Origin of the sequence: Micromonospora sp. NPDC005252, from assembly GCF_042872475.1 — a bacterium.
Classification (GTDB): Bacteria; Actinomycetota; Actinomycetes; order Mycobacteriales; family Micromonosporaceae; genus Micromonospora.
In genome coordinates, this window is record NZ_JBIAKN010000007.1 from 68,359 (window position 1) to 92,853 (window position 24,495).

General features: G+C 74.7%; 19 protein-coding genes and 1 riboswitch. Of the genes, 12 read left to right on the top strand and 7 right to left on the bottom strand.

All coding sequences use genetic code 11. The features are described 5' to 3' along the window. Positions 1 to 43: 43 nt before the first annotated feature. Positions 44 to 289 carry a hypothetical protein gene (locus ACFYPH_RS20615; RefSeq protein WP_354859203.1) on the bottom strand — a complete coding sequence of 82 codons (246 nt, stop codon included), beginning with the start codon at positions 287 to 289 and terminating at the stop codon, positions 44 to 46. Between the two features lie 76 nt (positions 290 to 365). Continuing rightward, positions 366 to 680, bottom strand: a complete 315-nt coding sequence (locus tag ACFYPH_RS20620) for an SMR family transporter (RefSeq protein ID WP_354859204.1) — start codon at positions 678 to 680, stop codon at positions 366 to 368. Between the two features lie 55 nt (positions 681 to 735). Next, positions 736 to 806, bottom strand: a riboswitch (guanidine-III (ykkC-III) riboswitch). Between the two features lie 93 nt (positions 807 to 899). Between ACFYPH_RS20620 and ACFYPH_RS20625 the strand changes: the two genes are divergently transcribed. From ACFYPH_RS20625 to ACFYPH_RS20655, 7 genes are all read left to right on the top strand, one after another. After that, positions 900 to 1,823, top strand: coding sequence for an ornithine cyclodeaminase family protein (locus ACFYPH_RS20625; RefSeq protein ID WP_354859207.1), 924 nt, complete (start codon positions 900 to 902; stop codon positions 1,821 to 1,823). 94 nt (positions 1,824 to 1,917) lie between these two features. Then, positions 1,918 to 3,426: a 30S ribosomal protein S12 methylthiotransferase RimO gene (gene rimO / locus ACFYPH_RS20630; RefSeq protein ID WP_354859208.1), complete on the top strand. Its 1,509-nt coding sequence runs from the start codon at positions 1,918 to 1,920 to the stop codon at positions 3,424 to 3,426. A 77-nt stretch (positions 3,427 to 3,503) separates the two neighbouring features. Then, on the top strand, positions 3,504 to 4,100 hold the full coding sequence (gene pgsA / locus ACFYPH_RS20635; RefSeq protein WP_354859210.1) for a CDP-diacylglycerol--glycerol-3-phosphate 3-phosphatidyltransferase: 597 nt from the start codon (positions 3,504 to 3,506) through the stop codon (positions 4,098 to 4,100). A gap of 117 nt (positions 4,101 to 4,217) precedes the next feature. Continuing rightward, positions 4,218 to 4,835 (top strand): CinA family protein, encoded by a 618-nt coding sequence (locus tag ACFYPH_RS20640; RefSeq protein WP_387183873.1) that lies wholly within the window; start codon positions 4,218 to 4,220, stop codon positions 4,833 to 4,835. A gap of 152 nt (positions 4,836 to 4,987) precedes the next feature. Beyond that, a complete protein-coding gene (locus ACFYPH_RS20645; RefSeq protein ID WP_354859213.1) occupies positions 4,988 to 5,449 on the top strand; it encodes a helix-turn-helix transcriptional regulator in 462 nt (153 codons plus the stop codon). Positions 5,450 to 5,650: 201 nt separating this feature from the next. Next, complete coding sequence (locus tag ACFYPH_RS20650) at positions 5,651 to 6,523, top strand: PspA/IM30 family protein (RefSeq protein ID WP_355066838.1); 873 nt, start codon at positions 5,651 to 5,653, stop codon at positions 6,521 to 6,523. Between the two features lie 20 nt (positions 6,524 to 6,543). Beyond that, positions 6,544 to 7,329, top strand: coding sequence for a hypothetical protein (locus ACFYPH_RS20655; protein ID WP_354859216.1), 786 nt, complete (start codon positions 6,544 to 6,546; stop codon positions 7,327 to 7,329). A gap of 15 nt (positions 7,330 to 7,344) precedes the next feature. On the opposite strand, the gene ACFYPH_RS20660 is transcribed toward ACFYPH_RS20655, so the two are convergent. Beyond that, entirely contained in the window at positions 7,345 to 11,112 is a 3,768-nt protein-coding gene (locus ACFYPH_RS20660) for a hypothetical protein (protein ID WP_387183877.1), read from the bottom strand. A 72-nt stretch (positions 11,113 to 11,184) separates the two neighbouring features. Beyond that, on the bottom strand, positions 11,185 to 11,994 hold the full coding sequence (locus tag ACFYPH_RS20665; protein ID WP_354859220.1) for a DNA-formamidopyrimidine glycosylase family protein: 810 nt from the start codon (positions 11,992 to 11,994) through the stop codon (positions 11,185 to 11,187). 109 nt (positions 11,995 to 12,103) lie between these two features. Here ACFYPH_RS20665 and ACFYPH_RS20670 point away from each other — a divergent pair, with 109 nt between their 5' ends. Further along, the gene (locus tag ACFYPH_RS20670; RefSeq protein WP_387183879.1) at positions 12,104 to 13,372 is read left to right on the top strand and encodes a hypothetical protein; all 1,269 of its coding nucleotides are present in this window, start codon (positions 12,104 to 12,106) and stop codon (positions 13,370 to 13,372) included. Positions 13,373 to 13,396: 24 nt separating this feature from the next. Here ACFYPH_RS20670 and ACFYPH_RS20675 read toward each other — a convergent pair whose 3' ends face one another. Both ACFYPH_RS20675 and ACFYPH_RS20680 read right to left on the bottom strand, forming a co-directional pair. Beyond that, positions 13,397 to 13,639, bottom strand: a complete 243-nt coding sequence (locus tag ACFYPH_RS20675; RefSeq protein ID WP_039905669.1) for a CPCC family cysteine-rich protein — start codon at positions 13,637 to 13,639, stop codon at positions 13,397 to 13,399. A 25-nt stretch (positions 13,640 to 13,664) separates the two neighbouring features. Continuing rightward, positions 13,665 to 14,465, bottom strand: coding sequence for an SAM-dependent chlorinase/fluorinase (locus ACFYPH_RS20680; RefSeq protein WP_354859227.1), 801 nt, complete (start codon positions 14,463 to 14,465; stop codon positions 13,665 to 13,667). A gap of 188 nt (positions 14,466 to 14,653) precedes the next feature. Here ACFYPH_RS20680 and ACFYPH_RS20685 point away from each other — a divergent pair, with 188 nt between their 5' ends. Next, complete coding sequence (locus ACFYPH_RS20685; RefSeq protein WP_387183882.1) at positions 14,654 to 15,268, top strand: hypothetical protein; 615 nt, start codon at positions 14,654 to 14,656, stop codon at positions 15,266 to 15,268. A 545-nt stretch (positions 15,269 to 15,813) separates the two neighbouring features. Here the strand turns inward: ACFYPH_RS20685 and ACFYPH_RS20690 are convergent. Beyond that, a complete protein-coding gene (locus tag ACFYPH_RS20690; protein ID WP_387183884.1) occupies positions 15,814 to 20,469 on the bottom strand; it encodes an ATP-dependent helicase in 4,656 nt (1,551 codons plus the stop codon). 178 nt (positions 20,470 to 20,647) lie between these two features. Between ACFYPH_RS20690 and ACFYPH_RS20695 the strand changes: the two genes are divergently transcribed. From ACFYPH_RS20695 to ACFYPH_RS20705, 3 genes are all read left to right on the top strand, one after another. Beyond that, on the top strand, positions 20,648 to 21,034 hold the full coding sequence (locus ACFYPH_RS20695; RefSeq protein ID WP_354859914.1) for a hypothetical protein: 387 nt from the start codon (positions 20,648 to 20,650) through the stop codon (positions 21,032 to 21,034). A 131-nt stretch (positions 21,035 to 21,165) separates the two neighbouring features. Further along, positions 21,166 to 24,000 carry a Na+/H+ antiporter subunit A gene (locus ACFYPH_RS20700; RefSeq protein ID WP_363937068.1) on the top strand — a complete coding sequence of 945 codons (2,835 nt, stop codon included), beginning with the start codon at positions 21,166 to 21,168 and terminating at the stop codon, positions 23,998 to 24,000. A 23-nt stretch (positions 24,001 to 24,023) separates the two neighbouring features. Beyond that, entirely contained in the window at positions 24,024 to 24,485 is a 462-nt protein-coding gene (locus tag ACFYPH_RS20705) for a Na(+)/H(+) antiporter subunit C (protein ID WP_354859968.1), read from the top strand. Positions 24,486 to 24,495: the final 10 nt, after the last annotated feature.

Genomic DNA, 24,495 nt, shown 5'->3' on the forward strand with positions numbered 1-24,495 from the left:
GACGGGCCCGCCGGAAGCCGGCGGGCCCGTGGAAGAGGAACGCTCAGTTGTTGATCAGCGCGCCGATGATCACCAGGCTGATGATCGCGGCGACGACGCTGGCCGCGGCGGCGTACCAACCCAGCGGCTTGTCGCCCAGGACGGCGCCGACGACGCCGGCGATCACGCCGAGCACACCGAAGATGATCGGGTTGAGCAACAGGGCGAGCACGGCGAAGACGAAGCCCACGATGGTGAGGATGCGGGCGGCGTTGTTACGCGGGCGGGCGGTGGTGGGGACGTCGGCCATGTCTTCCTCCGGTGTGAGAGCCTGTCGTGCCAGACCGATCAACTACCCACCGTGGACATTGGTCACGCGTACCTCTTCAGTGGAAGATCTTCAGTCCGACCACGCCGGCGATCACCAGCAGCAGGCAGAGGACCCGGGGCAGGCTGGCCGACTCGCCGAGCGCCAGCATCCCGACCAGCGCCGTCCCCACCGCGCCGATGCCGACCCAGACCGCGTAGCCGGTGCCGACCGGGATGTCGCGCAGCGCGTACGCCAGCCCGCCCATGCTCAGCACCAGGGCCAGCACGAACACCGCCGACGGGAGCAGCCGGCTGAAGCCGGCGCTGCGGTCCAGGGCGATCGCCCAGACCGTCTCCAACAGTCCAGAGATCACCAACACCAGCCAGGCCATCGTCCACCTCACGAAGGAGCGCCCGGGCTGCCGCACCGGACGAGTCGGGTCGTCACGTGGGGCGTCTTGGCCTGACCGGGTACGCCCACCACTCGTCCGGAGTGGTCACCGGCATCCGGGGCCACCGTGGCCGACGCTAGCACCGGCCCGGCGGCCGGGGTGGTGACTCCCGCCACCACACGTTGACCTCTACCTCACTTCAACTTGCAGGATGGCGAGATGGCCCTGCTCTATGCCGATCCCGAGATCGCCGCCGTCCTGGACGCCACCACCACCGTCGACGCCATGCGCGTCGCCCTGGTGGCCGCGTACGAGGGGCGGCTGGTCGCCCCACCCCGGGCCGCCGCCCCGCTCGGCGGGGGACGGATGGTGCTCACCGCCGGGCACCTGGTCGGCGAGTGGTACGGCTACCGCTCGTACGACACGTTCGGCCACCCGCAGGGCGAGCAGCTGGTGGTGCTGCACGACGCCCGCACCGGCGCGGTCCGGGCGGTAGCCGTCGGCGAGGAGCTGGGCTCCCGGCGTACCGGTGGGCTGGGTGGCGTCGCGGTCGACGCGCTGGCCCGGCCGGACGCGGCGACCCTCGGCGTGATCGGCTCCGGGCGGCAGGCGTGGACCCAGGTGTGGGCCGCGGCGGCCGTCCGTCCGCTGCGCGAGGTGGTGGTGCACAGCCGCTCGGCGGCGCGACGGGACTCCTTCGCCGCCCGGGTGCGCGCCGAGCTGGGCGTGCCGGCCCGCGCGGTCGCCGACCCGGGCGCGGCGGTCACCGGACGGGACATCGTGGTGCTCGCCACCACCAGCCCCACCCCGGTGCTGCGCGCCGCCGATGTGAGCCCCGGCACGCACGTCAACGCGGTCGGTTTCAAGCAGCACGACCGCAGCGAGTTCGGCACCGACCTGCTGGACGTCGCCGACCTGCTGGTCACCGACTCGCCGGCCCAGGCGGCGGACTACCAGCCGCCGATGCTCGCGGCCCTGCCCCCGTACGCCGGACAGTTGCGTGACCTGGGCGGCATCCTGGCCGGCGCGGTCCCCGGCCGGACCACCGCGGACCAGCTCTCCGTCTTCTGCTCCACGGGCCTGGCCGGCACCGAGGTCTTCCTGCTCGACGCGCTGACCCGCGTGGGCGCCGCGACCCGCTGACGGGTCGGCGCCCGGCGAGGGCGCGCGGGGTGTGTGCCGGACGACCACCCCGGCCCGCGTGCGCGGGCTTCCGCGGCCGGCCCGGTACCCTCGGATGGTGTCTGCCACCTCTCCTTCTCCTTCCGACAACGCCGACGGCCGTCGCGTCGCCTTGCTGACCCTGGGCTGTGCCCGCAACGAGGTCGACTCGGAGGAGCTGGCCGCCCGCCTGCACGCCGACGGCTGGCAGGTGACCACCGACGGCGAGGGCGCCGACGTGGTGGTCGTCAACACCTGCGGTTTCGTGGAGAAGGCCAAGCAGGACTCCATCCAGACCCTGCTCGCCGCCGCCGGCACCGGCGCGAAGGTGGTGGCCGCCGGCTGCATGGCCGAGCGCTACGGCCGGGAGCTGGCCGACAGTCTGCCCGAGGCGCAGGCGGTGCTGAGCTTCGACGACTACCCGGACATCGCCGCCCGGCTGAACGCCGTCGTCGCCGGGGAGCAGATCACCGCGCACACCCCCCGGGACCGCCGCGAGCTGCTGCCGCTGACCCCGGTGCAGCGCCAGAGCGCCACCGTGTCCCTGCCCGGGCACGGCACCGTGGCGCGCACCGTCGTCGACACCGACGAGCACACCCCGGCACACCTGCGGCAGGTGCTGCGCCGCCGACTGGACACCGGCCCGGTCGCCTCGCTGAAGCTCGCCAGCGGCTGCGACCGGCGCTGCGCGTTCTGTGCCATTCCCGCGTTCCGTGGGGCCTTCGTCTCGCGTACGCCGGACGAGCTGCTCGCCGAGGCGGAATGGCTGGCCAAGACCGGCGTACGGGAGCTGGTGCTGGTCAGCGAGAACTCCACCTCGTATGGCAAGGACCTCGGCGACCCCCGCGCGTTGGAGAAGCTGCTGCCGCAGCTCGCCGCGGTGTCCGGCATCGTCCGGGTGCGGGTGAGCTATCTCCAGCCGGCCGAGACCCGGCCCGGTCTGGTCGAGGCGATCGCCGGCACACCGGGGGTGGCCCCGTACTTCGACCTGTCGTTCCAGCACTCCAGCGAGCCGGTGCTGCGTCGGATGCGGCGTTTCGGCTCCACCGACCGGTTCCTGGAGCTGCTGGCCAGTGCCCGCGCGCTGGCCCCGGAAGCGGGCGCGCGGAGCAACTTCATCGTGGGCTTCCCCGGCGAGACCCGCGCCGACATCGACGAGCTGACCCGGTTCCTGACCGAGGCCCGACTCGACGCGATCGGCATGTTCGACTACAGCGACGAGGACGGCACCGAGGCGGCCGGCCTGCCCGGCAAGGTCTCCGCCGCGACCATCAAGCGGCGCTACGACCGGCTCAGCGCGCTCGCCGACGAGCTCTGCTCGCAGCGGGCCGAGGACCGGCTCGGCTCGACCGTCGAGGTGCTCGTCGACGCGATCGTCGACGGCGTGGTGGAGGGCCGGGCGGCGCACCAGGCGCCGGAGGTGGACGGTTCCACCACCCTTGTCGCACCTGCCGACGGCGGCGTCGACCTGGCCGCGTTGCGCCCGGGTGACCTGGTGCGGGCCACGGTGACCGGCACCGAAGGGGTGGATCTGCTCGCGGTGCCGGATGAGATGATCTCGGCGGCGCCCGGCGCGGCACGGTGACGGCGGGCCCGGACGAAGCGGGGGAGCCTGGTGGTGCGGTGCCGGAAACGCCATGGCGACCCGAGCGGAGCGAGGCGGTGACCGGGGCGACGGAGTCGACGCCGGCCCGGGTGGTCGCGCGGGTGCCCGTGCTCAACGCGGCCAACGCGCTGACCGCGCTGCGGCTGGTGCTGGTGCCGGTCTTCGCCGCGTCCGTGATCGTGTCGGGGATGACCCACGCGGGCTGGCGGATGGCGGCCTGTCTGATCTTCGCGGTGGCCTCGGCGACCGACCTGGTGGATGGCTGGATCGCCCGCCGGTTCGCTCTGGTCACCTCGGTCGGCAAGGTGGCCGACCCGATCGCCGACAAGGCGCTCACCGGCGCGGCCCTGGTGCTGCTCTCCTGGTACGACCGGCTGCCCTGGTGGGTGACGGCGCTGATCCTCGTCCGCGAGCTGGGCATCACCGGGCTGCGGTTCTGGGTGATCCGGCACGGGGTGATCGCGGCCAGCCGCGGCGGCAAGATCAAGACTGCGCTCCAGATCCTGGCCATCGCCTGGTACCTCTGGCCGATGCCGGCCGCCCTCGTGGCCGTCGGCCCCTGGATCATGGGTGCCGCCGTCCTGGTCACGGTGGCGACGGGCTTCGACTACATAACCCAGGCCCTCCGCCTCCGCCGCCCCCACCACCCCTGACCCCCCGGTGATCATGAAGTTATTGCCGTCCGGGCCGGCGTGTCGGGGCGATAACTTCATGATCGACGGGGTTCGGCCGGGAGGGTTGGGGGTCGGCGGGTGGGGAAGGACGAGCTCATGCGGCGGGAAGAGCGGGACGAGAACGCAACGGGTAGCGCGGCGGCGGGTGTCGTGCACAGTCTGTCGCAGCGCCACGAGACAGTGGCCACCGTCGAGTCGCTCACCGGCGGGCTGCTGGCCGCGTCGATCGTGGAGATCGCCGGGGTCAGTGGGATCTACCGGGGCGGGCTGGTCGTCTACGCCACCGAGTTGAAGTCCACGCTGGCTGGCGTACCGGCCGATCTGCTGGCCGAGCGCGGCCCGGTCGACCCGGACGTGGCGGCGGCGCTCGCCGAGGGCGGCCGGCGGCGCTGCGGCGCGGACTGGGGGCTCGCCACCACCGGGGTCGCCGGCCCCGAGCCGCAGGACGGCAAGCCCGTGGGCCTGGTCTACGTCGCGGTCGCCGGCCCGAGCGGTGTCGAGGTCCGCCAGCTCGACCTGGACGGCGGGCGGGACCACGTACGCTCGGCCGCCGTGATCGAGGCGCTGCGGCTGCTCGCCGAACGGATCCACGCCGCCGACGAAGCCGCCCGGGACGGTCTGGGGACGGCCGGCGAGGTCGCCCGGGGCGGTCTGGGGACGGCCGACGAGGCCGCCCGGGACGGTCTGGGGACGGCCGGCGCGGGGCGCCGATGAGCCGCCCCGGGCGAACCAACGGGCGGGGCGGGATGTCGCCGGGCCCCACAGCGGGTACGGTTGCGGGAAGGCTCCGACGCTCGGAGTCGGCGCGGTCCGCTGCGGCCGGCCGCCCGACGCCGGGCGAGAGGTATCCCTCAGGGGGAGGTGCGATGGTCCTGCTACGCCGGGTGATCGGTGACGCACTGCGGGCGCGCCGGCAGGGACAGCAGCGCACACTGCGTGAGGTGTCCACCGCCGCCAACGTCAGCCTCGGCTACCTCTCCGAGATCGAGCGGGGGCACAAGGAGCCGTCCAGCGAGCTGCTCGCCGCGATCTGCGACGCGCTCGGCGCCCGCCTGTCCGAATTGCTGCGCGAGGTGAGCGACACCGTGGCCCTCGCCGAGCAGATGCCCGCCGGGGTGCTCGTCGGCATGCAGGACGAGCCGGCCGAGGCCGCGCCCGTCGGCGCGACGACCGCCGTGCGCAAGGGCGCGAACCGGGGCGTCCGTCAGGTCACCTCCGATGGCAAGGTCGCCGTGTCGGTCCGGCAGGACTCGCCGCTGCGGGCAACCCTGCGCAGCACCCGGGTCCGCCCCACCGAGCGCGACCGGGACGTGGTCTGCGCCGCCTGAGCCCGTCGAGCGGTTGACCATGGGCGACGTGGCCACAGCCGCGTAGGGTGGCCCGCAGGAGCCGACGGTTCCCGTCGAGCACCCGGTACGGATGCCTCGGTGGCGTTCGGCTGGGACGATGGAGACCGGCCGGTCCGCGGTCGGTCGGCTGAACCCGGCCCGATCGCGGTGGAGCGACGCTACTGAGGGGATACCGCGGAGATGGCGAACCCGTTCGTCAAGGGCTGGAACTACCTGATGGCGCTCTTCGGTGCCAAGATCGATGAGCACGCCGATCCCAAGGTGCAGATCCAGCAGGCCATCGAGGATGCCCAGCGGCAGCACCAGGCGCTGGTCCAGCAGGCTGCGGCGGTCATCGGCAACCAGCGTCAGCTGGAGATGAAGCTGTCCCGGCAGATGTCCGAGGTCGAGCGGTTGCAGGGCAACGCCCGGCAGGCCCTGGTGCTCTCCGACCAGGCCCGCGCCAAGGGCGACGAGGCCGAGGCGGTGCGGTTCGAGCAGTCCGCCCAGGCCCTGGCCACCCAGCTGGTCTCGGCCGAGCAGGCCACCGAGGACCTGAAGACCCTGCACGACCAGGCGCTCGGCGCCGCCGCGCAGGCCCGCCGCGCCGTCGAGAACAACTCGATGATCCTCCAGCAGAAGCTCGCCGAGCGCACCAAGCTGCTCAGCCAGCTGGAGCAGGCCAAGATGCAGGAGACGGTGGCCCGCTCGCTGGAGTCGATGTCGTCGATGACCGCCCCCGGCACCACCCCGTCGCTGGACGAGGTGCGTGACCGCATCGAGCGGCGGTACGCCAACGCGATGGGCCGCGCGGAGCTGGCCGGCAACTCCGTCGAGGGCCGGATGCTGGAGATCCAGAAGGCGACCATCGACTCGGCGGGCTCGGCCCGGCTGGAGCAGATCCGGTCCAGCATGGCGGGGGAGCAGCTCGGCGGCACGGCGCAGCGCCCGGCGGTGCCGCAGGGTGAGACGGCGAGTCCGGGCAGCGACCCGACCGCCGCGGCCCGGCTGGACGAGCTGCGCGCCAGCATGGCCCGCGAACGGGGCACCGGCGACCCGACCGCTGCCGGCTGAACGGTTCGAGGAGGTCTTCGGTGGCAGACGAGCGGACGCGGTACTTCCGTCGGCTGGGTCGGCTGCGCCGGTCCGCCCGGCGGTGGAGCGTACTGGCCGGTGGGCTCGGCGGCGCCGCGGCGGTGCTGACTCCGTACGCCGGCCTCGGTCTGCCGGACGCGGCCTGGGCCGGCGCCGCGGGCAGCGCGGTGGCGTTGGCCGCCTGGCGCTGGATCGATCTGCGGGCGCTGGCCGCCCGCCCGGCGCCCCCGGCGCTGGATCCGGCCGAGGCTGCCGCCCGGTCCCGAGCCCGGCTGGTGGCCGCCGTCGAGCGACTGCCGGTCGGCTCGGGCGTGCTCGCCGAGGTGCGCCGCGTTCGCAGCCGGGTCGCGCTGCGCGGCACCACCGCCGGGCAGCAGTGGGCCCGACTGGACCGGGCGTCGCTCACCCTGGCCGGGATGGCGCCCCGGCTTACCGGGCTGGCCGAGCCGGCCGTGCTGGAAGCCGCTGCCGCCGACCGGTCGTTGCGCGACCTCGCCGCGCGGGTGGCCAGCGTGGAACGGGCCCTGCGGCTCGCGCCGACCGACGCCCGGGCGCCGCTGGCCGAGGCGCACCGCACGCTGACCGCCCAGCTGGAGAGCGGCGTGGCGGCCTACGAGCGGCTGGTGGTCGCCGCCGCCGGCTACCTCGCCGAGGACGCCCGACCGGAGCCCACCCACCCGGCAGCCGACCGGCTCACCGAGGCGACCGACCTGCTGCACGGGGTGGCCTCCGCCCTGGCCGAGCTGCGTGCCGGCGGCTCCGGGCTGCGGGCACCCACCAGCTGAGCCCCGCCCGGCCCGTCACGGTGGGGTCGGGACCGGGATCGGGCCGGTGTACGGCGAGCTGCCCACGACGTTGAACGACCGGATCCGGTAGTGGTAGGTCACGCCCCGGGCCAGCCCCGTGTTGGTGAAGCCGCGACCGGTCACGGTGAAGGTCGCCACCTCCTGCCCGAACGCCGGGTCCAGCGCCCGCTGCACGATGAACCCGGACCCCGGACCGGCGGGCGTGTGCGCCGTCCAACCCAGCACCACCGTGGCGGTGTCCGGCCCCGGCGCGCTCGCGGCGGCGGTCACCTCGCTCGGGGTGCCCGGCGCGGGCGGGGTGCTCGCCGCGGCCACCGTCGACCAGGCCGAGGCGGCACCCAGGTACGTGGTGCGGACCCGGTAGTAGTACGTGGTGTCCGGGGCGGCCGTGGTGTCCAGGTGGTTGTCACCGACCCCGATCGCCGTGGTGCCGGGGCCGCTGGTGAAGGTCGGGTTGGTGGCCCGCTGCACGTCGATGCCGGTGGCGAAGGAGCGGTTCGTCCAGCGCAGGGCCACCCGCAGCGGCGCGGCGGGCGGGATCGCCGCGATCAGCCCGCCCGGCGCGGCGAGGTGCACCGAGGCGGGCACGCTGTTCGACCAGGACGAGTAGCTGACGTCGTTCTCCGCGCGGATCCGGTAGTGGTAGGTCGTGCCGGGGGTGACGGTGGCGTCGGTGTAGCGGGTGGCGGCGGCCGCGACGGTGATCGTGGTGACGTCGCCGCCGAAGGTCGCGTCGGTGGCCCGTTGCAGCAGGTGGCTGGTCGCGGGCGGGCGTCCGCCGTTGCCGGTCCACGCCAGGGCGATCGCCGGCAGCGCGGTGGCCGAGCCGGGCACCGGCGTGGCGGTCAGCCCGGTGGGGGCCCTCGGGGTCACCCGCAGCACCAGCGGGCGACTCATGCCCAGGTCGCGGTGGCCGGCGAGCTGGCTGTGCCAGCGGTACTCCCAACCGAGGTTGACCATCTGGTTGACCACCACGGCGGGTCGCCCGTCGGTCGGGCTGATCGGCGTCGACCCGGCCCGCGCGCCGGGTGGACGGCCGGGGTCGAGCAACCGGACGCTGTCGCCCAACTTGAACGGCAGGGCCGGGGCCACGGGGCGGAGCGCCACCACCACGTCCTCCCGCGGGTTGACCCGGACGATCTGCTTCCAGCCCAGCTCCGCACCGTGCGGGGGGCGCTGCGTGCCGTCCCAGCCGACCCGGTTGACGAGCTGCACGTCGCAGCCGCCGAAGTGCAGCGGCTCGGTCTGCCGGACGTTGCCGCTGATCCGCCAGAGCTGGGTGCCGTCGGCCGGCGCGCCGACCGGTATGGCCGGGTCGGCGGCGTACAGCACCTCGGTGACCGGGTCGGTCGGGCCGAGCGGCAGGGTCGCCGGGGCGAGCGGCCCGGCGTGCGGGTGGGCGACCCCGAGCCGCCCGGCCAGCCGCCCGTGACCGGGTTCGAAGACCTGCTGGGCGGCCTTGACCTCGATCGGCAGGGTCACCGGGCCGGCGCCGCCCAGCGGTGTGAACGTCACGGTGTCGGCGTGCGCCGACACCGTCGTCCCGGCCGCCGTCCGGCTGCCGAAGGCCGGGTCGTACGCCGGCTGCGGCACGATCGGCGGGCGCTGGCTGGCCGCGTACGCCCCGGGCAGCCGCTCCCGCAGCCGGGCCAGGTCGTACGCCGGTTCGGGCACGCCGCTCACCCGGAACTGGAGCAGGGTGCGGGTGTTCGGGCCGTACCCGGGCTCGGTGGGCGGCGGGCCGCCCTCGGCCGTCCGGTCCGGCGCGTCGGTGTGCTGGTCGTAGCGCGGGTCGAAGCCGGGCAGCGGTGCCGGGGCGTCGTTGTAGAGGATCAGCGTGCTGCCCGGTGCCACGGTGGAGAAGTCGACGAGCACATCGGCGCGCTCACCCGGGGCGAGCAGCAGCGTGTGCCCGTCCACGTTCAGCACGGTCGGGTCGAGCCGGTCGTAGCGGTACCCGATCGGCCGGTTCGGCAGCACCACCGGGGCGGGCAGCAGCCCGGCCTCGTTGCCGATCTGGACGAACTCCGGGCCGGCGGCCCGTGGGTCCGGCACACCGCCGTCCCGCCCGTCGCTCGGCCAGGCGGCCGGCCGGTCCGGCGCGCGTACGGCGGGCACCATCGGCACCTCGCCGGCGTCCGCGTCGGCCAGGACGCCGTCGTCGGTCCACATCGGCGCGTCCGAGCAGGCCCGGTAGAGCTGGAGGTTGAGGCTGCGGTCCAGGCAGGCGTTGAGGATGCGGAACCGGTACGCGCGTGGACGCACCTCCAGGTACGGGTAGGCGACGCCGTTGACCAGCGGGGTGTCGCCGTACGCCGCGGGCACCGCGGACGGGTGTGGCACCCCGGGGCGCAGCGGCGGCTCGGTGGGCGCGCCGACGGGGTCGTGGTGCGGGTTCGGCACCGGCCCCGGTCCGGTCGGCGGTGGCCCGCCGGTGATCCGTTCCGCCAGCGGCCAGCCGTCCACCGTGGGCTCGCCGTCGGCCCGGCTGCCGTCCGGGGCGGGACTGCGCGACCAGGGGCCGTAGTCCCACCGGCCGGTGGGATTGCGCCCGCCGGACCGGTACGGGTTCTGCCGGGGCTGGTAGACGTGGGGGTGCCACAGGCTGCCCCGGGCCCCCCACCGTTCCCGGTCCCAGGTCGGGTCCTCGGCGGCGAGTTGGGTGTCGTCCGGTACGAACGTCTTGTCCTCGATCACCAGGGGGAGCTGGTCGGCCGGCAGCACCCCGTCGGCGACGAGCTGATCCTCGACCGGGTCGGTGAGCAGGTAGGGCGCGAGCTGCCCACCGTAGACGGTGAGCCGGGCCAGGCCGAGGGTGTTGTCGTGGAACCAGAGCAGCCGGCCGCTCTGCTCGTTGGGGAAGTAGAGCGTGGTGGCGCCGGCACCGGGTGGCGGCATGTCCGGCACGGGCGTCAGGCCCGTCCCGGTCGGGTACGGGGTGATCTCGCCGGCCGGGGTGATCCACTGGCCGGGGTTGCCCGCGCTGGTCCAGCCGGTCTGCGCCCCGGCCAGGTGCAGCACCGCTCGGTTCTGCGGGTACGGCGCCGGGCCGTCCAGCGGGCCGATGCCGGCCCCCTCGACCGTCTCGTCGACCGGCAGGAACAGCTCGCCGGCCCGGCCGGTGGGGAGCTGGTTGATGAACTTCACCCGGACCGGCCGGCCCCGCCGGGCGTGGATCATCGGGCCGAGGTGCCAGGGCCGTTCCGGGGGCGCCACCGTGTTGTGGCCGGACGCGTCGGTGCCCAGGTTGAGCTGGCGGTAGCCGCGCAGCCGGGTGGCCGGCAGGTCCCGGTGCAGGCGTTGCGTGTACTCCTGGAGCCCGATCTCGTAGTAGTCGCAGCCCGGGTAGCTGATCGTGTCGGGCACCGCAACCGGCAACCGCCCGCCGAGGTCGGTGCCGCCCGCCCGGCCCGGGATCGGCAGCGCGTCGACGAACTTCCGCAGCCCGGTGCCCGGCACCGGCCGGCCGTCGGGGGCGCGCGTCGGGCGGGGACTGTACGCGACGTTCGGCACCGGCCCGAAACAGCGCGGCACGGCGGTCGGGTCCAGGCTCGCCGCGGGGGCCCCCTCCTCGGCGGTACGCGCGGCCGGGACGGACACCGTCCGGCCGAGGCTGTCGGGGGTGGGCCGGTAGAAGAAGGTGGAGCGGAGTCTGCGGAAGATCGCCATGACTCTCCCCGGGGTTGGGGCACGAGGATCGCCACCCCGGCGTGGCGACCCCCGGCACTCTGCTGACGGGCGGTGAGCATTCAACCGCAGCATGCGACGTCGGAGGCCGGATAGGAATTACCCAATCGTCCGTATCTGGGCTGGCCCCGGTCGGCGGGGGCCCGGTCAGCCGGGCGGTGGGGTGTGCGGCTGCTCCGGCTGGCAGACCGGGCACCAGTAGGTGACCCGTTCGCCCAGCTCCTCCTTGCGGATGGCGGTGCCGCAGCGGCGGCACGGCTGGGCGCGGCGGCCGTACACGTAGCTGGTCTGACCCCGGTGCAGCGAGCCGGTGGTGCTCTGCGTCCAGCGGCCCCGGTTGGCGGCCAGCAGCCGCTGGGCGAGCGCCACAGTGGCGGGCAGGTCCGGCACCGCGGCGACGGGCGTCCACGGCGACACGCCCCGCAGGAACAGCACCTCGCACTTGTAGAGGTTGCCCACCCCGGCCAGGTTGCGCTGGTCGAGCAGGGCCTCGCCGATGCTCTGCTCCGGGTGCGCGGCGAGCCGGTGGACCGCCTCGGCCGGGTCCCAGTCCGGGCCGAGCAGATCCGGCCCGAGGTGACCCACCAGACCGTCCTCCTCGGCGGTCGGCACCAGGGCCAGCTCGTGCAGGTGGTAGCCGACCGCCACCGCGCCGGGGGTGCGCAGCACCACCCGGATCAGGTGCGCGGGCCGGCCGCTCCACCGTTCCCCCGGCGCGTACGCCCGCCAGGCGCCGTCCATCCGCAGGTGGGAGTGGAGCGTCCACCGCGCGTCGTCCGGGGCGGTGAGGCGCAGCAGCAGGTGCTTGCCCCGGCTGGCCGACTCGCGGACGGTCCACCCGGTGAGGTCGGTGGTGGCCAGCTGCGGCACCCGGAAGTCGGACCCGGTGAGCCGCGCGCCGGCCAGCGCGCGGTGCAGCACGCGGGCGGTGTTCCAGACGGTGTCACCTTCGGGCACCCTGCCATCCTCCCTCTTTCGAGCAAGATTCGCATGTGTCGCTATTTGTAGGCAGGTTCCTCATGATCTCCTGACATGCGAGGGTCAGGGGGTTCTGAGGAGAATGCCCATGACGCGACCTCATTGTCGTATCCGATCCGCTACCCTCACCGCCACCCTCGCCCTCGCGCTCACCGCCGCCGTCGCGCCCGCCACCAGCCTTTTCCCCAGCGCCGTACCCGCAACCGGCACGTCGCTCACCCTGACCGCCGCCGTGCCCGGTGCGGAGCGGTGGAGCGCCGACCTGTCGGTCGTCGACCGTGACGACGTCAACGTCCGGCGTACCGCCGCCGGGCTGCGGCTGCGCGAGGCGCGCACGGCCGGGCGCAGCCCGCGCAGCCCGCACAGCGCGGTCGCCGAGGGCATGCTGCTGACCGCACCACGCACCCTCGCCCGACCGGCCACCCGGGTCCGCGCCGAGATCAGCGCCGACGTCCCCGCCGGCGCCAGCGTGGAGGCGCAGGTCCGCGGATGGCGGGTCAGCGGCTGGACCGAATGGCGGTCCGCGACCGCCGGCGTGGTCTTCGACCGACCGGTCCGCCGGGTGCAGACCCGGGTGGTGCTGACCGCGCGGGCCGGCGGCGTCACCGCGACGGTACGCGGCGTCCAGCTCACCGCCGACGCGACGGCAGCCGTCTCCGCCGCCACGCCCGGCCTCACCTACCGGGTGTACGCCACCCGGATCGGGCTGGTCGGCCAACTGACCGCCAACGGCCGCACCATCCAGCCGCGCGACCACTTCGCGGCGCTACCGTCGCGCCGGAGCCTCTCCCCGCTCAACAGCGGCGACTACACCGTGCGGGTCTGCACCACCACGGGCGCCCGCTGCGAGTACGCCCCGGTCTGGGACGTCGGGCCGTGGAACACCCGCGACGACTACTGGAACCCGTCCGCCGTACGGGAGAACTGGAAGAACCTGCCGCAGGGCCGGCCCGAGGCGCAGGCCGCCTACCAGTCCGGCTACAACGGCGGGCGGGACCAGTTCGGGCGTACGGTGCTCAACCCGGCCGGCGTCGACCTGGCCGACGGCACGTTCACCGACGGCCTGCAACTCACCACCAACGCCTGGGTGGACGTCGCCTACCTGTGGACCGGCGGCGGGCCGCGCGGCGTCGTCGGTGACGGGCCGCTCAACATCCGCAGCGGGCCCAGTACGTCATACAGGGTCCGCGGCCTCGCCGCCCGGTTCGCCAACGTGCCGATCCAGTGCTACGTCACCGGTCAGTCGGTCGCCGGCCCGTACCGCACCACCACCAGATGGAACCGCCTGGCCACCGGGCAGTACGTCAGCCACGCGTACATCTCCGCCGTCTACGGCGGCGGCGTGCCGGTCTGCTGAGTCGGCCCTACCCCGGCGGGGTCGTCAGGGACGCTCGTCGGGGCGGGCGGGGCGCACCATGTCCTGGTAACGCGGGTGGCTCGCCCCGTACACGGCGTAGTTGAGCCGGGCGTGCGACAGGCTCAGGTCGCCGTTCGCGCCGCCGCGCACCGCGTCGGCGTCGGCGTCGCTCTGACCGTCGTCGGTCCAGAAGCAGACCGGGCAGGTCCCGCCGCCGGTCCGAGAGGCACAACAGGGACAGCCCACGGGAACTACGTGTTCACCCACCGGGGCAGCATTCCATAGTCGAATGTCACCCGGCCACCCGCAGGAGGTCGCCCGGACGCACCCCGAGGACGTCCACCGCTCGGCCGCCGTTGACCGCCACCGCCACCAGATCGGCCGAATCGACGTACACCACCAGGCCGCCCTCCGGTGCGTCGCCGAACGTCCGTCCGCGCACCGCCCCGCGGGCCGGTGCGGGCCCCGGCGGGCCCACCCGGACGGTGGCCGGGAGCGGGCCGAGCACCTCGGCCGGTGCGGCCAGTTGGACGTTTCCGAAGTGGTCGACGGTCAGCACCTCGGCGGTGAAGCCCTCGGCGTCGCGGGCCACGACCGCCGGCGGCAGCCGGACGAGCCCGTCCGGGTCGACCGCCGGACCCGCCTCGGCCAGCGGCGCGCCGAGCGCCAGCCGGGCCGCCACCGGGGCGAAGACGTCCCGGCCGTGGAACGTGCCGGACACCCGGGCCGCCAGCCAGCGCGGCTCGGTCAGCTCCACCGCGGCGGTCACCCCGCCGAGCGCGGCAGCGGCGTCCGGCAGCAGCCCGTTGTCCGGGCCGACCAGCAACCCACCCGGGGTGGCCAGCGCGACGCCCCGCCGGGCGGTGCCCACCCCCGGGTCGACCACCGCCACGTGCACGCCCACCGGCAGGTACGGCACCGTCTGCGCCAGCACGGCGGCACCGCGTCGGACGTCCGCCGGCGGCACCAGATGGGTCACGTCGATGACCCGGGCGGCCGGCGCGATCCGGGCGATCACCCCGTGGCAGGCGGCCACGAATCCGTCGGTGAGGCCGTAGTCGGTGGTCAACGAGACCCAGGGCGTGACAGCCATCCCGGCAGGTTAACCGTCGACGTCGGTCCGCGGTTCCACCAGTGGGATCTCCGGCTGAGCCGACGGGCGCGTCGGTGCCCGCCGGAGCGCACCCCGGCCGTGCGGTCGATCACCGGTGGCGGATATGGGACAGCGCGGTGGCTGACCGGCCACTGCCGCCGTCGGGCGTGGCCCGGCAGACTGCCCTGGTGACACATCGGAGCCTGCCCGCCGTCGGGATCCTTCTGGTCGCCGTCGCGCTGACCGCCGGCTGCGGCAGTGACGACGACAGCCCTCGGGCGGCCCCGCCGGCGTCGCCCGTCGCGACCCCGGCGGCGAGCGGCCTCGCCAGCGTGCCGACGCCGTCGGTGGTCCCGTCCGGTTCGGCCGATCCCGCCGGGCCGTCGGGCCGCCCCGCTCAGCCGACCCCGCCGCCCGCCGTGCCGCCCGCGCCGCCGCAGGGGCCGGTCGAGCGCCGGCCGGCCAGCCCGCCGCCGGTGGTGCTGCCCCCGCGCCCGGCCGGTGCGCCCGGTGCCCGCCAGGTGGTCGACGCCTTCAAGGCCGCCGGTCTGCGAGTGACGCACCCCAAAGACCGCTCCGTTGACTGTGGACCGGACGGTCTCGGTCTGGGCTGTTCCGAGATCGTCGCCACCGATGGCGTGACGGTCTACGTGTTCCCCGACGAGACCAGCGCCGGCGACATCGCCGAGACGTGGGGCGGCCAGTCGTACCGGCGCGGCGCCGTGGTGCTCAACTACCTCGAGGCGAAGACCCCGGCGGCCGACCGACTTCGCTACGAGAAGATCCTCAACAACCTCCACTGAAACCGAGCGCCGGCCACCAGCCGCCGCCGCCGCCGACCGCCGACTGCCGACCGCCGACTGCCGACCGCTACGGGCCTTAGCGTCGGTGGCCGGGGCATGTCTGTCTCGTGAGCGATATGACTGTGAGTCATATTTATGACTCACAGTCATATCGCTCGACGGGAGATTGGCTAGCCGGTGGGCCGGTGGGCCGGTGGGTCGATGGGCCGGTGGATCTGGCGGGCCAAGTGGGCCGGGTGGGCCGACACCGCCCGGCGCAGCATGTCGCGTGGGCCGGGTGGCCCAAGTGCCCGAAGTGGCCCAAGTGCCCGAAGTGGCCCAAGTGGCCCAAGTGGCCCAAGTGGCCCAAGTGGCCCAAGTGGCCCAAGTGGCCCAAGTGGCCCGAGTGGGCCGGGTGGGCGCGGGCCGGGTGGGCCCGGTGGGCCGGGTGGCCCAAGTGGGCCGGGCGGGCCGGTGGGCCGGACGGGCCGGGTGCGCCGAGTGGCCCAAGCGGGCCGGACGGCCAGTGGGCCAGGTGGCCGCCGCGCTGGCGTCGCGCGGTCGGATCAGCCGCGCAGGCGCAGGCCGCGCGGGGTGGCCCGGAAGCCGGCGGCGGTCAGCGCGTCCCGCAGCGGCGAGGAGTGCACCGCCTCGCCGTCGGCCCGCTCCACCGACATCGCGCCCAACGCTCCGGAGTGGACGGCGTCGGCGAGCGCCTTGCCGGCCGCGGCGAGCATGTCGGTGTCGTCGCTGAAGGAGAGCAGGGTCCGGCCGCCGCGTTCCACATACAACACCAGGTCACCGGCGACCTGCACCACCAGGGCACCGGCCTTGCGGCCGGCCCGGTGCCCGGTCGCGGGGGCGGCCCCGTCGCCGGAGTCGACGATGCGTTCCGGCCAGGGCAGCGCCGCGCCGTACGGGTTGGCGGGGTCGGTGGCCGCGAGGACTGTGGTCGGCCCACTCCGGCCGCGCGTGCCCTCGGCCGGGTCGGCAAGCGCGCGGAGCCGGTCCACCGCGCCGGGCACCGCGAACTGCGCCGCGCCGAGGCCCTCGACGAAGTAGCCCCGGCGGGCCGCGCCGCGCTCCTCCAGCGCCGACAGCACCGGGTAGACGGCGGAGAAGCCCCCGACCACCTGTTCGGCCATCACCGCGCCCCGGGTGACCACGCCGTGCCGTTCCAACAGGACGTCGGCGAGGGCAGCGGCCCGCCTGGTCGGGTCGAGGTCCCGCTCCGGAAGACGCGACCAGCGGCCGGCGACGGTCGGCGGGCCGCTCCGGGTGGGCAGGGCCACCCGGCCGGGCCGCCGGTAGCGGGTGCGCGGCGCCGAGGGCCGGGACCGGTGCGCACCACCGGCGCCGAGCACCGCCCGCAGCGGGGCGAGGGTGTCGTTGGTGAGGTGGCCCGCCCAGACCAGGTCCCAGATCACCCCGGTCAGCGCGGTGTCGTCGGTGGAGCCGACCCGGTCGGCCAGCGCGCGGAAGAACAACGCCTGCCCGTCGCCGAGCGCGTCGAGCACCGCGTCGTGCAGCGGGGTACGGGTCAGCGCCTCGTCGGGCGGCGGGAGCAGCAGCGGCGCGGCGTCCGCGTACGCCAGGGTGACCCAGCCGTCGCCCCCGGAGATCGCCCCGGACCCGGCCCAGAGCACCTCACCGCTGGCGCACAGCTCGTCGAGGTGGGCGGGGGAGTAGTCGGCGACCCGGCCGGGCAGCACCAGCCGCTCCAGCGCGGACGCCGGCACCGCCGCGCCCTGCAACTGCTCCACCGTGGCGGCGAGCGCCTCCACGCCCCGGGCGGACGAGCCGACCTGCTGCCAGCGCGGCAGGAACGTGGCCAGCGCCCGGGGCGGCACCGGCTCGATCTCCCGCCGTAGCGCCGCGAGCGAACGGCGGCGCAGCATCCGCAGCACCTCGGCGTCGCACCACTGGGCGCCGGCCGTGTCCGGTGTGAACTCCCCGGAGACGACGCGGCCGGTGGCGGCGAGGCGGCGCAGCGCCTGCTCGACGACGAACACCCCGAGCCCGAAGCGCGCCGCGCAGCTCGCTGCGGAGAACGGCCCGTGGGTGCGGGCGTAGCGGGCCACCAGGTCACCCAGCGGGTCAGCCACCGGGGCGAGGTACGCCTCGGCCACCCCGACCGGCAGCGCCACGCCGAGGGCGTCGCGCAGCCGGGCGGCGTCCTCGATGCCCACCCAGCGCTGCTCGCCAGCGATGCGGACCCGCAGCACCCGGCGGGTGGCCTCCAACTCGGTCAGCCAGCCCTCCGGTACGCCCCGCTCGGTCACCTCGGCGTCGCTCAGGTCGCCGAGCACCCGCAGCAGCTCGACCACGTCCTCCGCGTCGCGCGGGCGGCGCTGGTCGGTCAGCCAGCGCAGTTGCCGATCGGTCTCGGCGAGCACCGCCGGATCCAGCAGTTCGCGCAGGTCGACCCGGCCGAGCAGCTCGCCGAGGAGGGTGGAATCCAGCGCGAGGGCGGCGGCCCGGCGCTCGGCGAGCGGGGCGTCGCCCTCGTAGAGGAACGCCCCGACGTAGCCGAAGAGCAGCGACCGGGCGAACGGGGACGGCGCGCTGGTCTCCACCTCGACCAGGCGGACCTTGCGGGCCGCCAGGTCGCGCATGAGCCCGGCCAGCGCCGGCTGGTCGAAGACGTCCTGGAGGCACTCCCGGGCGGCCTCCAGGGTGACCGGGAAGTCGGCGTACTCGCGGGCGACGTCGAGTAGTTGCGCGGCGCGTTGCCGCTGCTGCCAGAGCGGCTGGCGGCGGCGCGGGTCGCGGCGGGGCAGCAGCAGCGAGCGGGCGGCGCACTCCCGGAAACGGGCGGCGAAGAGCGCGGACGTGCCGACCGACTCCTCCACGAGCTGGGCGATCTCGTCGGGTTCGAAGACCACCACGTCGGCGCCGGGTGGCTCGTCGGCGGTGTCGGGCAGGCGCACCACGATCCCGTCGTCGGAGGGCATCACCTGGGCGTCCACCCCGTACCGCTCGGCCAGCCGGCGGCCCACGGCGAGGGCCCACGGCCCGTTGACCCGCGCGCCGAGAACGCTGTGCACGGCCAGCCGCCAGTCGCCCAGCTCGTCGCGGAACCGCTCGACCACGATGGTGCGGTCGTCGGGCAGCGAGCGGGTGGCCTCCCGCTGGTCGCGCAGGTAGGCCATCAGGTTGGCGGCGGCCCAGTCGTCCAGCCCGCCGTCGCGCAGCGCGGCCAGCGCCGCCTCGTCGCTCAACCGCAGGAGGGTGCGTACCCGGGCGCCGATGGCCCGACCCAGCTCGACCGGGCGGCCCAGCTGGTCGCCCTTCCAGAACGGCATCCTGGCGGCCTGACCGGGCGCGGGGGAGACCAGCACCCGGTCGGGTGTGATCTCCTCGATGCGCCACGACGAGGAGCCGAGCAGGAAGACGTCGCCGACCCGCGACTCGTAGACCATCTCCTCGTCCAGCTCGCCGACCCGGGCGGCCCGCTCGGCGCCGGCCAGGAAGACCCCGAACAGACCCCGGTCGGGGATGGTGCCGCCGCTGGTCACCGCGAGGCGCTGCGCGCCGGGGCGGCCGGTGAGCAGGTCGCTGGCCCGGTCCCAGACCAGCCGGGGGCGCAGCTCGGCGAACGCGGTGGACGGGTAGCGGCCGGAGAGCATGTCCAGCACGGCGTGCAGCGCGGAGTCGGGCAGCTCGTTGAAGGGCGCGGCCCGGCGGACCAGCACGGCCAGGTCGCCGACCCGCCACGGCTCCAGAGAAACCATCGCGACGATCTGCTGGGCCAGCACGTCCAGCGGGTTGCGCGGGTAGTGCAGCTCCTCGATCGCGCCGTCGGTCATCCGCTCGGCGACGACCGCGCAGGACAGCAGGTCGCCACGGTGCTTGGGAAAGACCACCCCGCGGGAGACCGCGCCCACCTGGTGCCCGGCCCGACCGACGCGTTGCAGGCCGGCGGCGACGCTCGGTGGGGCCTCGATCTGCACCACCAGGTCGACCGCGCCCATGTCGATGCCCAGCTCCAGGCTGGAGGTGGCCACCACCGCCGGGAGCTGGCCGGACTTGAGCGCCTCCTCGATGTGCTTGCGCTCCTCGCGCGAGACGCTGCCGTGGTGCGCGCGGGCGATCACCGGCGCGGCGCCGGTGGCCGCGCCGGACTGGGCCATCACCTCGGCCGGGCCACCCCACCGCTGCGCGCCGGGCGCCGGGCCGCCGTCGGCGGCCGGCTCGTCGCCCACCGACAACCCATCCGGTACGTCGATCGCGCCCACGGCCGACGCGGAGGCGATCGCGGCGGAGGCGACCTCCTCGGCGGCCAGCTCGTTGAGCCGTGCGCACAGGCGCTCGGCACTGCGGCGGGAGTTGGTGAAGACGATGGTGGAGCGGTGCTGACCGATGAGCGTGAAGACCCGCTCCTCGACGGCCGGCCAGATCGAGGCACGGCGTGGCCCGGGACCGCCGAGGGAATCCTCCGGCGGCTGCTCCTGCTCGTCGAGGCGGGTCATGTCCTCCACGGGGACCTGCACGCTGACCTCGATGGTCTTCGCCGTGGCCGGCTGCACGACGTCAACCGGCCGGGCGCCGCCGAGGAACCGGGCGCAGGCGTCGACCGGCCGGACGGTGGCGGAGAGGCCGATCCGTTGTGCCGGCGTGGGCAGCAGCTCGTCCAGGCGTTCCAGCGAGAGGGCGAGGTGGGCGCCGCGCTTGCTGCCGGCCACCGCGTGCACCTCGTCGACGATCACCGTCTGGACGCCGCGCAGCGAGTCCCGAGCGGCGGAGGTGAGCAGCAGGAACAGGGACTCGGGCGTGGTGATGAGGATGTCCGGTGGGGTGCGGGCGAAGGCCCGTCGCTCGTCGGCAGGTGTGTCGCCGGTGCGCATGCCGACGGTGATGTCCGGCGGCGTCACGCCGAGCCGGGCCGCCGCCTGCCGGATGCCGGCCAGCGGGGCGCGCAGGTTGCGCTCCACGTCGACGGCGAGAGCCTTGAGCGGGCTGACGTAGAGCACCCGGCACCGCTGCCGTGCCTCGGCCGGTGCGGGCTCGCGGGCCAGCCGGTCCAGCGACCAGAGGAAGGCGGCGAGCGTCTTGCCGGAGCCGGTGGGCGCCACGACGAGGGCGTTGCGGCCGGCGGCGACGGATCGCCAGGCACCGGTCTGGGCGGCGGTGGGCGCGGCGAAGGCGGCGTCGAACCAGGCGCGGGTGGCCGGGCCGAAGCCGTCGAGCACCCCGCCCTTGTCCGCATCTCCCCCGCTCACCGATCCATCCTGCCCCGCCGGTACGACAACGACGAGCGGCCCACGGGGGAACGTGCCGAGCTGGATGGAAAAAGCGATGGATGCGCCATTAATACGTTAAGTCTCACTTAACTGCTTGCTTGTAAGGAGCAACATAAAGTAACTTCACCCGCAACGCGAACCGGGTGGAGGGGATCGGATGGCCGGCGAGCCGCGACACGTCGAACCCGCCACCGATGTGCTGATCCGCAAGGTCGACAGTCACCTCGCCACGCTCCGCGGCGGCCTGCACGGGCCCGAGCTGGAACTCGCCGAACGCCTCGCCCGTTGCCTGCGCGAGATGGTCGTCTCCACCGCCCAGGCCAGCGCCGCCGACCGGGGGCAGGTCCGCGTCGCCGTGCACTATTTCGTGCTCCGCCGGGAGAGCCGCGGCCGGCTGCTCTCGATGCGGTCCCTCGCTGTCGCGGAGCGGGTCGTCGCGAAGGTCGCCCGCCAGCTCGGCCGCGTCGATCTGCTGAGCGAGCTGCACCTGGAGAGCTCGGACCTCGACGACGAGCTGACCATCGGCGACGCCCTGCTGCGCTGACCGCCGACCGCACACCAGGGCTCATAGCGGGCTTATTCCGGCAAAACCGCCCGAAGGGCGGAGAACTGGCGTTCGATCGCTGCTAGGCGCCACCGCTGCACGGGCGTCGGCCACCTCGATCGGGAGTGCGGGTGCTGGTACTGCTCATCCTCCACCTCGTGGCGGCCCTCGCCGCGCCGCTGCTCGTCCGGTGGTGGGGTCCGCGCGCGTGTTATCCGCTGGCGCTCGCGCCGGCCGCCGCGTTCGGCTGGGCGCTGGCCCGCACCCCGGCAGTCGGTCACGGCGGCGCGGTGGTCGAGACGTACCCGTGGATCGGGCAGTTGGACCTGGACATCGCGCTGCGCCTCACCACGCTGTCCTGGCTCCTGACCCTGTTGATCGGCGGCGTCGGCGCGCTGGTGCTGGTCTACAGCGCCCGGTACTTCGACGCGGGCGCGCCCGGGATGGCGCAGTTCGCCGCCGTCCTGGTCGCCTTCGCCGGCGCGATGCTCGTCCTGGTCTTCGCCGACGACCTGCTGCTGCTCTACGTCGGCTGGGAGCTGACGACGATCTTCTCGTACCTGCTGATCGGGCACAGCACCGAACGCCGGTCCAGCCGGTGGGCGGCGGCGCAGGCGTTGACCGTCACCACGGCGGGCGGGCTGGCCATGCTGGTCGGGTTCATCCTGCTCGGCCAGCACGCCGGCAGCTACCGCTGGTCGGAGATCGCCACCCACCCGCTGCCCGGCGGCGGCTACCTGATCACGGCGGTGCTGCTGATCCTGGCCGGGGCCCTGTCCAAGTCGGCGGTGCTGCCGTTCAGCTCCTGGCTGCCGGTCGCGATGGCGGCGCCCACCCCGGTCAGCGCGTACCTGCACGCCGCCGCCATGGTCAAGGCGGGCGTCTACCTGGTCGGGCTGCTCACGCCGGTGCTCGCCACGGTCGGCCCGTGGCGGCCCGTGGTGCTCATCGCCGGTGTGGCCACCATGCTCATCGGCGGCTGGGCGGCGCTGCGGCAGACCGACCTGAAGCTGTTGTTGGCGTACGGGACGGTCAGCCAGTTGGGCCTGCTGGTCGCGGTGACGGGCGCGGGCACCCCGGACGCCGCGCTGGCCGCCACGGCGATGCTGCTGGCGCACGCCCTGTTCAAGGCGGCGCTGTTCCTGGTCGTCGGCGTCATCGACCACGGCGCCGGCACCCGCGACCTGCGCGAGTTGTCCGGGCTGCGGCGCTGGTCGCGGCCGTTGTTCGCGGTCGCGGTGCTGGCGGCGGCGTCGATGGCAGGCGTGCCGCCGCTGGTCGGGTTCGTCGCCAAGGAGGCGGTCTTCGCGGCGTTCACCGACGACCCGGTGCTCCTCACCGGGCTGGTCGCCGGGACGGTGCTCACCGTGGCGTACAGCGCCCGCTTCCTCTGGGGCGCGTTCGCCGACCGGCCGGGCGTCGAACCGGTCGAGCCGGTGCCGATCGCGGCGTCGATGCTGGTCCCCCCGGCCGTGCTCGCCGTCGTCGGGCTGCTCGCCGGCCCCGCCGCCGGCGTGCTGGACGGCCTGCTCAGCCCGTACGCCGAACTGCTCGGCGCGGTCGACGGGCACCTGACGCTCTGGCCCGGGCCGACCGCGGCGCTCGGTCTGTCCGTGCTGGCGCTCGCCGGCGGCGGCCTGCTCTTCGCGCTACGCGGACCGCTCGCCCCGGTGTTGGCCCGGCTCCGCGCGCCGGTCAGCGGCAATCAGGGGTACGAGTGGACCGTCGGCCGGTTCGACCGCCTCGCCATCGAGGTCACCGGCGCGACCCAGCGGGGCTCCCTGCCGCAGTACCTGGGCATCATCCTGATCACCCTCGTGCTGCTGCCCGGTGGGGCGATGCTCGCCGCCGGGCCGTGGCGGGCCGGGCTCCCGCTCTGGGACAACCCGCTGCAACCGGTGGTCGTGGTGGTGATCGCGGTGGCCGCGCTGCTCGCGGTCGGCGCCCGCCGGCGGTTGACCGCGATGCTGCTGGTGGGGATGACCGGCTACGGCACCGCCATGCTGTTCATCCTGCACGGCGCACCGGATCTCGCGCTCACGCAGTTCCTGGTGGAGACCGCGACCATCGCCGTGTTCGTGCTGGTGCTGCGCCGCCTGCCGGAGCGTTTCTCGGCCCGTCCGCTGCGCCGCAGCCGATGGACCCGCCGGGTGATCGGCGTGGCGATGGGCGTGGCGGCGGGCGGGCTCGCCCTCGTCGCGGCCGGGGCCCGTCGCGCACCGGACATCTCCGCAGTCTTCCCGGACCTGGCGGTGGGCGAGGCGTACGGCCGCAACGTGGTCAACGTGACCCTGGTCGACATCCGGGCCTGGGACACCATGGGGGAGGTGGCGGTGCTGGTGGTGGCCGCCACCGGGGTGGCCAGCCTGATCTTCGAGCGGTCCCGTACCGGGCCGCGACCGCGCCGGCCGGAGTCGGCCGATCGAGCGGCCCGGTCCGACCGGCCGGTCTGGTTGCGGGGCGGCCCGACCCTCTACGAGGAGCAGCGTTCGCTCGTGCTGGAGGTGGTCACCCGGCTGATCTTCCACACGGTGGTGCTGTTCTCGCTGTTCCTGCTCTTCTCCGGGCACAACGCGCCGGGCGGCGGGTTCTCGGGCGGACTGGTGGCGGGGCTCGCGCTGGCGGTCCGCTACCTGGCCGGCGGCCGGTACGAGCTGACCGAGGCCGCCCCGGTGGGCGCCGGCCTGATCCTCGGCGCGGGGTTGGCCGTGGCGGTGGGCTCCGGCGCGGTGGCGCTGGCGGCCGGTGGGTCGGTGCTGGAGAGCGCCAAGCTCGACCTGTCCCTGCCGCTGATCGGCGACGCCCACCTCGTCACCTCGCTGTTCTTCGACATCGGCGTGTACCTGATCGTGATCGGGCTGATGCTGGACATCCTGCGCAGCCTCGGCGCCGAGGTGGACCGGCACATCGAGGCCACCGGCACGGCGAGCGGCGGTCTGGCCGTCGACAAGGGCGGCCGGACGTGACGGCGAGTGGCCCCGGACCCACGATGGTGTTGGTGCTCGCCGTCGCGGTGCTGGTCGGCTGCGGGGTGATCCTGCTGCTGGAGCGCAGCCTCACCCGGATCCTGCTCGGCGTGATCCTGCTCGGCAACGGGGTCAACCTGCTGATCCTGCTGGGCGGCCGGTCCGGTGGCGCGCCGGTCGTGGGCACCGGGCCGGTGGACCAGATGAGTGACCCGCTGCCGCAGGCGATGGTGCTGACCGCCATCGTGATCACATTCGGGTTCACCGCGTTCCTGCTCGCCGTCGCGTACCGGAGCTGGTATCTCACCGGCGACGACGAGGTGCCCGACGACCTGGAGGACCGGCAGATCATCCGCCGTGCCGGGCGCAACGAGGTGGGGGCCGTCGACCACGGCGGCGAGGGCCCGGACGCCGACCCGGAGCAGGTCGATCCCGAGCCGGCCCGCCGACGGCTCCGGCGTGGCAGAGGGGACGGGGCGCGGTGAGCGGGGCGCG